Annotated in this window: 7 protein-coding genes; 1 reads left to right on the forward strand and 6 read right to left on the reverse strand. The window is 38.4% G+C overall.

Annotation, left to right across the window (positions count from 1 at the left end; all coding sequences use genetic code 11):
- A partial coding sequence (locus HMPREF9420_RS14520; protein WP_007133736.1) for a heavy-metal-associated domain-containing protein occupies window positions 1-330 on the forward strand: 330 nt, incomplete at its 5' end.
- A gap of 402 nt (window positions 331-732) precedes the next feature.
- On the opposite strand, the gene HMPREF9420_RS02065 is transcribed toward HMPREF9420_RS14520, so the two are convergent.
- From HMPREF9420_RS02065 to HMPREF9420_RS02090, 6 genes are all read right to left on the reverse strand, one after another.
- Window positions 733-1,623: a 4-hydroxy-3-methylbut-2-enyl diphosphate reductase gene (locus HMPREF9420_RS02065; RefSeq protein ID WP_007133737.1), complete on the reverse strand. Its 891-nt coding sequence runs from the start codon at window positions 1,621-1,623 to the stop codon at window positions 733-735.
- Window positions 1,624-2,685, reverse strand: a complete 1,062-nt coding sequence (locus tag HMPREF9420_RS02070) for a DUF1573 domain-containing protein (protein ID WP_007133738.1) — start codon at window positions 2,683-2,685, stop codon at window positions 1,624-1,626.
- Window positions 2,675-8,041 (reverse strand): alpha-2-macroglobulin family protein, encoded by a 5,367-nt coding sequence (locus tag HMPREF9420_RS02075; RefSeq protein ID WP_007133739.1) that lies wholly within the window; start codon window positions 8,039-8,041, stop codon window positions 2,675-2,677. The genes HMPREF9420_RS02070 and HMPREF9420_RS02075 overlap by 11 nt, the downstream gene beginning before the upstream one ends.
- A gap of 499 nt (window positions 8,042-8,540) precedes the next feature.
- On the reverse strand, window positions 8,541-9,809 hold the full coding sequence (nqrF, locus tag HMPREF9420_RS02080; RefSeq protein WP_007133740.1) for an NADH:ubiquinone reductase (Na(+)-transporting) subunit F: 1,269 nt from the start codon (window positions 9,807-9,809) through the stop codon (window positions 8,541-8,543).
- A gap of 8 nt (window positions 9,810-9,817) precedes the next feature.
- On the reverse strand, window positions 9,818-10,444 hold the full coding sequence (gene nqrE / locus HMPREF9420_RS02085; protein ID WP_007133741.1) for an NADH:ubiquinone reductase (Na(+)-transporting) subunit E: 627 nt from the start codon (window positions 10,442-10,444) through the stop codon (window positions 9,818-9,820).
- Between the two features lie 14 nt (window positions 10,445-10,458).
- On the reverse strand, window positions 10,459-10,987 hold a 529-nt coding region (locus HMPREF9420_RS02090), incomplete at its 5' end, for an NADH:ubiquinone reductase (Na(+)-transporting) subunit D (RefSeq protein ID WP_007133742.1).

Raw genomic sequence — 10,987 nt, forward strand, 5'->3', positions numbered from 1 at the left:
ATGAAAAAAGTGATTTTAACAATGCTTGCTGTTGCAGCCATGAGCGCAACCATGCAGGCCAAAACAGTGAAAACAGAAATCCCTGTAAACGGGAAATGTAATGAAATGTGTAAGCCACGCATAGAAAAAGCGGCTAAATCTGTTTCTGGAGTTCTATCAGCTACCTGGAACCTTAAAGCGCAAAAACTCACCCTTGTGTATGACAACACCAAGACAGATACCAAGAAAGTGCAAAAAGCGATAGCGGCTTCAGGCCACGATAGCGGCAATATAAAAGCCTCACAAGCCACTTATAACAAACTCCCTGGATGCTGTAAATATCGTAAGTAAGCAGTAAATATCAGACCAACCGGTGCATAAAGGAACGATTATCATCGTCCTCTATTCGATAGTTGGTCTGTTCTTATACCAACATTTACTATAAATAAACACTAAATTAATAGGAATTACAACTAAGAATCAATGTTATGACAAGACATTCTACCCATTCCTCTACCCTATCAAAATGCAAACGACAAACTTTCATCATCCATTTCTTAGTTTAAAATGAATAACATCAAATTATCGTTTGCTGCATTTTACACGATAAAATGATTCAAATTATTCGGTAAAAAGGCACCGTTTACCATGTAAAATAAAGCAGTTTACAGAATAATCTAACCAAAACTTAAAAACACACTGATTCACAACAACTTACCACGTGATTACAAACAACCTTATACAAGGGTGAAATCAAACTTTATACCAACGCTTAATATAATCTCTACACTCTTCCATCAACCACTTTGGAGTGCTTGTTGCACCACAGATTCCTACGGTATTAGCTCCATGAAACCATTGCATATCAATCTCATCTGCACTTTCTATCTGATAACTATTGGGGTTTACAGTCAAACATTCCTTAAAAAGCACTTTCCCATTAGAGCTCTTTTTACCAGCAACGAAAATCACAACATCATGTCTACTTGCAAAACTTGCGATGTTAGGCATACGATTTGCCACCTGTCTGCATATCGTATCAAAGCTCTTAAACTCTGCATCTGGAGAAATATGTGACTGAATATAATCGATGATATGATGAAACTCATCCAAGCTTTTCGTAGTCTGCGAATAGAGATATATACTGCGATTGAAATCAAGCTTTTTCACATCATCAAACTTTTCGATTACAATCGCCTTGCTGTTGGTCTGCCCCACTAATCCCAGAACCTCTGCATGACCATTCTTTCCGAAAATAACGATCTGACGATTAGCATCCGTTTGCTGCACTAATTCATCTTCAACATCTTCGTATTGCCTCTTGATTCGTCTCTGAAGTTGCAATACAACAGGACATGTTGCATCAATAATCTCAATGTTATTCTTATGTGCTAATGCATAAGTTTCAGGCGGTTCACCATGTGCTCTCAGTAAAACCTTCACATTATGCAATTCTCTTAATTGCTCATGATTAATTGTAATAAGACCATTTTCATGGAGTCTTTCAACCTCCATGCTATTATGTACAATGTCACCAAGGCAGTAAAGGGTTCCCCCTTTGGCTAACTCTTCTTCGGCTTTCTTTATTGCTGTCGTTACCCCAAAGCAGAAACCACTGCCATTATCAATTTCAATCTGTAGCATTTACTTAACATGTATTTTGATAACCACCTTTCCATTGTCAGGATCATTGGTTATCATTAGGATTCTCAATGCCCGGTTTGGCTCTTTGATTTGATCGCGAACAGCCGTTATTTTAAGCTTCGCTTGCCCATTAGGAGCAATCTTTGTCTTATTCAAGGCTATCTCTAAACCATTAGAGAACATTTGTAAGTTGCGCACTTCAAGCGTTGAATGCCCAGTATTTGTAAGTTCAATCTCTCCCTTAATTCGCTTTCTTCCATTGAAGTTTCCAAGGTTAAGACTATCTGTCGACAGCTTTAACTTAGGAGCATTTGTTATTTGTTGGGGTGTCATTTGTTGGAAAGCAGGCAGCAAAATAGTTGAAACCTGAATCTGCTTTTGCTCAGAAACTTTATCACCAGGAGCAAAACCGAGATACACATTGGTTTGTGTTAGTCCAAAATCACGTAGCTTCCGAGAGTCAAGCGAAAGCGTTGCTGTTCCCGAATGATGAGGAGCTATACGTGAAGGAGACACTTCTGCTGTAAGATAATTAGGCAAATGCATGAACACAGGCTGTGCAATCTCGTTAGAATTATTAAAGATATGAATCTTCATCGAAGGTTGATCGCCACGATTAATATCATCAAATTCAATCTCATTCACGTCAACCTTCAAATCACCAAGACTATAAGCATAGTTTCCTATGAAATCTTTTATTTCATTGACAACCACACCTTTCATTGTCAACATAACAGGTTCTTTACTTGCATTGCTATAAATAGCCACCTGCTTATAGAAGTTTCCGAGTGTTTGTGCATTGTAAATAGCACTCACAGTAAACTCCTTTCCAGCGTTAACAACCTCTGGAAATGACACTGTTGTACATCCACAACTGGTCTTAACCTCCTTTATTCGTAAGGTCTTTAAGCCTTTATTCTTTAGTATAAACTCTGCTTTTACAGGCTGTTTGAAGAGCACTTGCCCTACATTTACAACCGGTTGATCAGCATTGATGCGTTGTGCTTGTGCAGAAAGCGTAGCACATAGCAACATGCTTCCTATCAAGATATTACTTTTCATTATTCAATTTAATTGCTTTATCACGTCCGCTGAATTCAGGACTATACGTGCATCGTGCAGTACAAATGCCACTCATATAAGCGCCTTCGCGGTCAATATAGTATTCTGTTTCTATCACATGAGTTCCTTTTGAAAGACAATCGAAGTAGTAATTTGTAGTGTAATCTCCAGGAGAATAATAGTATTGCCAGTTGAAACCACTCATTTGATCAACAGGTTCAAGGCATGCCGGGCGCTTATCTACTACTTCTACAAAGTCATAATCACGGTCTGCTTTAAGTGTAATGCGCACTCTTAGCTTGTCACCCACTTTGAATTTGTCTGTTGTTACAACCTTTCCATCGGCATCTATGAGCTGACGAGTCACACTAAGTTGGGTAGATTGTTGACTAACATCTTTGATATCCTGATCATATTCAGCATAAACAGCCCCCCAACTAATATTGTTTGAAGTCTTTTCGGCTGTTAAAACACCAAATCTTTTACCTGTCTTTTCAGCCTCAACCATAGCACGTCCTACAGAAGTTTCTTTTGTTTTAAGCTCTGTACCATTAAGTTTTAACACCGTATTAGCACCATAGTTCGTAAGACTTTCCTTTGTTTGCCCTTGCATAAAGGCATAAATAGCGTTGACAGCGTTAATCGGAGTGTCCCAACTTTGAGTGCGCTTGCTTTGCAACAACCATCGTTGCATTTCACTAACTGTCTTTTTATCTTCAGGAGTTACCATCTTTATAGCTTCTATTGCAGCTACTTCAGTTGGTATTCGATAATCAAACCAAGAATAAGAAGCACGTTTTGTATCAAAATAACGGCCCATTTCATCCGTATAAACCATATATTGCTTAAGACTTTCAAGGTGTTCTTTCGCCAACTTCACATTACCATTACGAGCCAAAATAACGCTCATCATTGCCTTACCATATATAGTAAACAAGGCAGGACGTTTCTCTACAAGTCCTAAAAGATATTTATTATCAGGGTGATTTAGCCCTTCTTTGCGCATAGCACAAATGTAAAGATACTGCATATCTGCTTCAGAAGGTAGCAAATTATCATATTTCTTAGCCTCTAAATGCTTAAGAACTTCGACATGTTTACTAACCTCTCCTGCCATAAACTTCATGCTGTTGGTCAACAATTTCTTTGTAGATGTCTGCTCACCTAACATCATATTTAGACGTTGAAGCATTTCTGTTACTGCCACTGTTACATAGAAAGAACCTCGCATTCCAGGCCACCATGCAAACGAACCATCAGCAAGTTGTAATTGACGAAGCGCGAAAAGGGATTCTTCTTTATAGGCATTCATCACAGATAAAGAATCATTCTGTCCTGCAATCTGCATCAAGTGAGCCGACAAAGTGTTTGCATAATATTTGGCAGCAAGGCCGATAGCATCCTTTGTTGAAGCGTGAGCAATTGTTGGAAGAGCCTCAACCATCATCCAAGCAGGGTTATTTGTATAGGTAACCTTTAGCTTATTGTCATTCTTCTTAACAGGGAACAGCTTATCAACAGCTATCGTTTCAGTTCCTGGTTCATATTGACTGAACGCCAAAGTCGTTACGATATGTTCCTTATCTGAAAGAATTGGCAGCAAGTGTTGTTCTCCATCACTGAATGACTCTCCATTAACTTTCATGCGACAAACTACAGCATCAAGGTCATAACCAATCGAACGAAGTTGTGACGGAACCAAAGTGAAGTCACAATTTGAAGTTGAATTAGCTGCAAGCGTTATCTTTTTAGATGAAGATAACAATTGTTTCTCGGTCTTAGGATCAAGTATTTGCATTTCAACTTGTGCTGTTTGAGCAACATTTGTAGTATTAACAATGCGATTGGATAACACAGATTCGTCTCCCATTCGAATAAAACGAGGCATATTCGGCATAATCATTACGCTCTTCTTTGCTACAGTTATAGCTTCAACCAGCGCATTATTCATGTGTTTATCATGTGCAAGTCCCATGAAACGCCATGTTGTTACACTCTCCGGTAACGTGAATTTTATACTCACATTGCCTTTATTGTCTGTCTGAAGTGCTGGGAAGAAAAACGCTGTTTCATTGAAATTCTTACGTAATGGAACTTGTTCCTGCTTCGGTTTTGGCGCTTCTGTGCGAGTCTTTGATGCTGAATAAGCTAATGTAACAACCTCTTGGAGTTCGGGACCTCTTGACCCAAACAGAGAGCTTTCAGCTGAATCATAAACCGCATTGCTGCTTGCTGTCAAACACTTCTTCACCCCTGACACTGCTCCTCGTATCATAACAGCAGGTCGAACACCATCATTCAACACGTAATGTGTAAAGTCAAAGGGACGCACATAGAGTTGTTTCAGTGGCATTTCTCCATAAAGACTCTGTGTTGAAAATCTGTTTCCAGACCATTGAAAGTAAGGAAGTGACCAGTCAAAATCTACAAATAAGTTCCACTGATGACTATAAATGTCATCAAGACTCATGTCATACATTGTTGCCATGAGTTGCGAACGGGCTGGTTTTCCGTCTTTATCTGTGATCTGAAGAGTCCAAGTTTCTTGCTGACCCGGTGTGAGTTTATCACGGAAAGTAATCCACTTGGTTTTTAGTTTCAACACTGGAATCGGCCGCTGTATATTGACATTATGTACAAAGAGCTCACCATCTTTCACCCAAGCATAAGCTAATCTAATACCATCATGATACTCTTCTTTATATTTAAAAGTACGAGTTCTCAACTCATCATTAATGACAAAGCTTCCATTCTCAAGTATTTTGCTTCCTGAAAGAATAGTATAATATACCTTGACATCTTTCAAACTCGAACCTAACTGCACATAAATAGGTTTTCCATCTTCCTTAAAAGATTTACTGCTTACGTAGAACCAATCCTTCATTTCGGCTGCAGGCTTCTTATCTTTTAATGAGAAAACAGTGAATGAACGACGCAAAGTATCTTCATTACAAATAGCTTCCAAGAGATGAACTCCCGTCTTAAACTTCTGAAGATTCAATGCAATTGGCTCATTTGTATTGGCTTGATAGGTTGTATTATCTATCTTATAATGTACTTTTCCAGCAATATTTTCACTTTGAAGATTCTTATATTCAAAGGTAAAATGCAACATACTATCACGCTCTATGCGTTCTGGTATTTGACAATTAAAATAACTTGAGCGATTACTTAGTAATAAAGTTGTTATGCCTTCATGGCTTTCTCCCGCACCATCTGTTACAGTCGCATTCACTTCTACAAAGTAATAACGTGGTAGATTATTATTTGTTTCAGGCATAATAAGCTTTACAGGCACGCTGAATTGCCCCGTTTCATCTGTCTTAATCGTATCACTACCAAGCGTCATTTGCGACTCATTAGTAGCTCGCCACCATGTCCAAAGTGGACGACGCGTAACCGTATACACCACTTTTGCATGCTGAACAGGAGTGCCTACATAGCTCTTGGCTTTTCCCTCTACGTGAATAGTATCCCCATTCTGATATGCTTTTTTGTATGGAGTGAAATCAACCGTGAATGTAGGACGCTTATATTCTTCTACATGAAACTCTGTTTCTTCATCATCATTGGCTTCAATTGAAAATTCACCAGTCTTGCATGATTTAGGAAGATCAAACGTTGCAGAAGCCGTTCCAAATTCATCGGTGACGACTTTCTTCGTTGCTATCTCATTATCATCAACGTCATTAAGAACCAAAGTAACACTATCAGCTACATTGACAGTAGCTTTTTTCGTACGACTATCGGTCTTATAGTTGATTAAACTCACTTTTACTTGCTGACCAGGTCGGTAAAGACTTCTATCAGTATAAAGCTGAATATGATTCTCTATGAAATCATCTTCATCTTCTTTTGTATATTCATCTCCTGCTGAATAATAAGAACCAGGGCTTGTACTCAAACAAAACTTATCATCAGATGTGTAAGCTTGATAATAAATACTATAAGCATCTTTCACTTGTTTGAAAGTAACCTCACCCTGTTTATCAGTAAGAAGTGTCGTAGTGTATTTAGGTTCCTTAGATTTTGAAACACGATACTGCACATTAATCTTTGCATTCGGAATGGGCTTTCCTGTTGTAGCACTCAGCACTATAAGTTTACTTTTTTCTTCAGGAAGTTGCTCTTGCAACAAATAGATATCTGAAATATGCAGCAAAGCACGTTTTGGCGTGATTTCTTTATTGTCAGTTGAGAACTCAATGAGATATACTCCCTTTTGTAAAGGAGCTATTCTCATCGAATCACTACTCACTTGATATGCAGGAAGTCCTACATAACGATGTGTCAACGATACAGCAGTTGGAGCCAATAACAACTTTCCTAATTTATCAAAATCATACGTTCCATTCTGATTAGGCAATACACATTCGCGTACATTCAAGCGTGTTATCGTCATCGTTAGGCTTTGAATATTTGTCAGTTGACGAATTCTTACGATGATTTCTTTGTTTGGCAACTGCACAGAAGGGCCAAAATCAGCCATAAAACTCGGTAGTGTAAGTCGGCTTTGCGCATTACGAAGGATGTTCATACGAGGCCAATTCCCCCACTTTGAGAGTGCATAGTTAAGGTAATTCATTTTCTCTACAGCCGTAACATCGTTCGCCTGATCCATAAATTCATAACGAGCGATGGCCAATTCTCCTGCAATTGGCAAGTCCTGATAACATGAAATAAGGGAGTCAAGACGCTGCAGATATTTCGAATGTTTCATCTCATTACGAGATGACTTGTGTTGTTCTTCAAGTAGTTTGAAGGCACAATAGCAGGCAGCACTACGATTATTATGTGAAGAATACCATTGATAAAGCGTGTGATAATCTCCTGCTACGATACCCAAAACATGCAAAAGATCATCATTAAAGATACGGCTATCAATACCAGTAACCATCAACGACGTATATTTATCAGCTTTTACAGCTGCTAATAAGGCTGGATCTTGCATCGAACGCTCAAAGAAACGTTTGCAAACAACCATTGAATCAGCATTATTAATGAAATGTGATTGATAGAGACGACCAAGCACATTGTTATAGATTGCATATACAACAGGTTCACTTTTCTTTGTTTTTTCAGCAACAACACGTAGTCGTTCTAACTGAGGCTGCAATGAATCACCCGATAAATCCTGTAAGGTTGCAAGCTGTTCAAGTTCAGACTTGATGAGATTGCCATAGGATTTTCCTTCACGTGCCTTTGTTATAATCTCTTTAAGTACGTTTAATGCAGAACGCGGCTGATTCTTTTTCTGTAATTGTTCATAACGTTTCCACAAAGAACTATAGCTATCTGCCAACGTAACTATAGGTAAAGTGAAAAACAATACCAGTACAAATATTACCTTCTTCATAGTCTATATGATTATAGCGAGTGTAAAACGATAGTTATAAACACCACCTTTCATTTACTGCAAAGATAGTAATTTTTTTATCAGCTATACGGAAATAATCTGTTTTTTTAGCTTAAAAACATGACTACAATTAATAATTCAAAAAGAAGTATAGGCAACTTAAATTATGATTTGATGCGGATTACTCGATAAAATGGCACAAATGAGCGCATAAAATGACGCTCATTAAGAGATAAAATGACACAAATAACAATACGAATCCACGTCATCTTAAGTGATGATATAAATCAGACCTTTTACCAATTTGAATATCAAAACATTACAAAGCATGAATAAGCTGAATCGTATTGATATTAATCAAAAGCGTTATCAGCTTCAAATTAGACATTTAAAATATTGAAATTGAAATAACAATCAAAAGAAATCAAAAGGTTTAATCATAAAAAAGGACATGCCAAATCATTATTAGCATGTCCTTTCTTAACAGATATCTTAAAACTTATCCAAAGTTATCATACATGATTGCATCTTGATCTACACCAAGACTATCAAGATAATCCGTAACAGTCTTAATGAGCATAGGAGGACCACAGAGATAATATTCGCAGTCTTCTGGTGCATCATGTTCTTTAAGGTAAGTGTCACGGATGCAATTAACAGCAAAACCTGCATAGTATTTCACGCCAGCTGCATCAGCCTTTGGGTCCGGTTGATCAAGTGAAAGATGGAAATGGAAGTTAGGAAACTCCTTTTCTAACTCCCAGAAGTCCTCGAGGAAGAAGGCTTCAGACAAAGCACGTGCACCATAGAAGAAATGCATTTCACGATCAGTGGTATGCAAAGTCTTTGTCATGTGCATGATTTGCGAACGTAAAGGAGCCATACCTGCACCACCACCAATCCATATCATCTCCTTACCCGAAGTGAAATTAGGGTGGAAATCGCCATAAGGACCACTCATCATCACCTTATCTCCTGGTTTAAGAGAGAAGATATAAGAAGACCCTATACCTGTAGGAACATCTTGGAAACCTACTTGAGGACGTGGCAAGAAAGGCGTTGTTGCGATACGAACTGTAAGCATAATGATATCGCCTTCAGCCGGATAATTAGCCATTGAGTATGCACGAATGGTTGGTTCTGGGTTATGAGCCTTCAAAGAGAATAGGTTAAACTTCTCCCATCCACCAAGATACTCATCACCAATAAGCCCCTTATCAAAGTCTTTATCATAGTCGATACAATCATAAGCGGGGATCTTGATCTGCGCATATGAACCAGGAATGAAGTCCATGTGCTCTCCTGGGGGTAATGCTACCTTAAATTCCTTGATAAAAGAACTAACATTTTGATTGGAAATAACAGTGCACTCCCATTCTTTAACACCCATAACACTCTCGGGAACCTTTATCTTTAAGTCTCCCTTTACCTTGCACTGGCATCCTAAACGCCAATGATCCTTTATCTGTTTTCGTGTGAAATGAGGCTTCTCTGAGTCAAGAATCTCACCACCACCCTCAAGTACTTGTAGTTTACATTGACCACAACTGGCCTTACCACCACAAGCAGAAGGTAAGAAGATTCCATTCTCATTGAGCGTTGTCATCACACTACTTCCCTGTGGTACTTCAAGGGTTTCATCTCCATTTATCTCTATTTTCACGTTACCACTTGGACTAAGATATTTCTTAGCAACAAGCAACATAACGACAAGAAGGAGTATAATGATGAGGAATACTCCAATACTTAATATAATGAATTGTTCCATATACCTTATTATATTTTAAGTCCACTGAAGACCATCATAGCCATAGCCATAAGTCCAACAGTGATAAACGTGATACCTAAACCTTGAAGTGGCTTTGGAACATCACTGTACTGAAGCTTCTCTCTAATAGCACCCATGAGCACAATCGCTAAGGTCCAGCCAAGTCCTGAACCCACAGCATAGACTATTGCGTCTACAACATTGCCTATATATTGTGTGTTAGTAGGGTCCAAATTAATACGTTGCTGCATGAAAAGCGACGCTCCCATGATAGCACAGTTAACGGCAATCAAAGGCAAGAAGATACCCAAGGCAGAATAGAGCGAAGGAGAATACTTCTCAACTGTCATCTCAACAAGTTGTGTAATACCAGCAATAACTGCAATAAACAGAATAAAACTTAAATAGGAAAGGTCTACTCCATCTATCAAACAATTGGGACCAAGGACCTTTGTCTGTAATAAGTAGTCAATAGGAACCGTTACAAGCAACACGAAAGTAACCGCGATGCCAAGTCCAAAGGATGTTTTTACGTTCTTACTTACGGCAAGGAATGAGCACATGCCTAAGAAGAAAGCAAAGATCATGTTATCAACGAATATCGAACGGAAAAACAATGATATGATATGTTCCATCTTATTTCAATTTATTATTTCTCTTTATAAAAGTAAGAACGATGTATCCAAATGACACAACCCAATAGAATCAGAGCCATAGCAGGCATTGTCATCATGCCATTATTCATATATCCTGCGTTATAAACAGACTGAGGTATCAACTGGAATCCAAGCAGACTACCACGTCCTAAGAGTTCACGAACAGCACCGACAATAACTAATATCATAGCATATCCAAGTCCGTTACCCAATCCATCAAGGAAACTTGGCCATGGTTTATTCATCATGGCAAAGGCTTCGAGACGTCCCATGAGAATACAATTGGTAATAATCAGACCAACATAGACTGATAATTGAACACTGACATCATAGGCAACCGCTTTTAAAATCTGACTAACAATAGTCACTAAGGCTGCAACAACCACCAATTGAACAATGATTCGGATTCGCATTGGAATTGTTTTACGAATTAGAGCGATAATAACATTAGAAAAAGCAGTAATGATGGTTACAGCAAGTCCCATGACAATCGCCGGTTTTAGTTGTGAAGTTACAGCTAAA

Origin of the sequence: Segatella salivae DSM 15606 (genome assembly GCF_000185845.1) — a bacterium.
Lineage (GTDB): Bacteria > Bacteroidota > Bacteroidia > Bacteroidales > Bacteroidaceae > Prevotella > Prevotella salivae.

What these genes read in the sequence shown, in the direction of transcription:
- HMPREF9420_RS02065 (WP_007133737.1), bottom strand. Translation starts at nt 1,623, where the DNA reads ATGCTACAGATTGAAATTGATAATGGCAGTGGTTTCTGCTTTGGGGTA.
- HMPREF9420_RS02070 (WP_007133738.1), bottom strand. Translation starts at nt 2,685, where the DNA reads ATGAAAAGTAATATCTTGATAGGAAGCATGTTGCTATGTGCTACGCTT.
- HMPREF9420_RS02075 (WP_007133739.1), bottom strand. Translation starts at nt 8,041, where the DNA reads ATGAAGAAGGTAATATTTGTACTGGTATTGTTTTTCACTTTACCTATA.
- nqrF (WP_007133740.1), bottom strand. Translation starts at nt 9,809, where the DNA reads ATGGAACAATTCATTATATTAAGTATTGGAGTATTCCTCATCATTATA.
- nqrE (WP_007133741.1), bottom strand. Translation starts at nt 10,444, where the DNA reads ATGGAACATATCATATCATTGTTTTTCCGTTCGATATTCGTTGATAAC.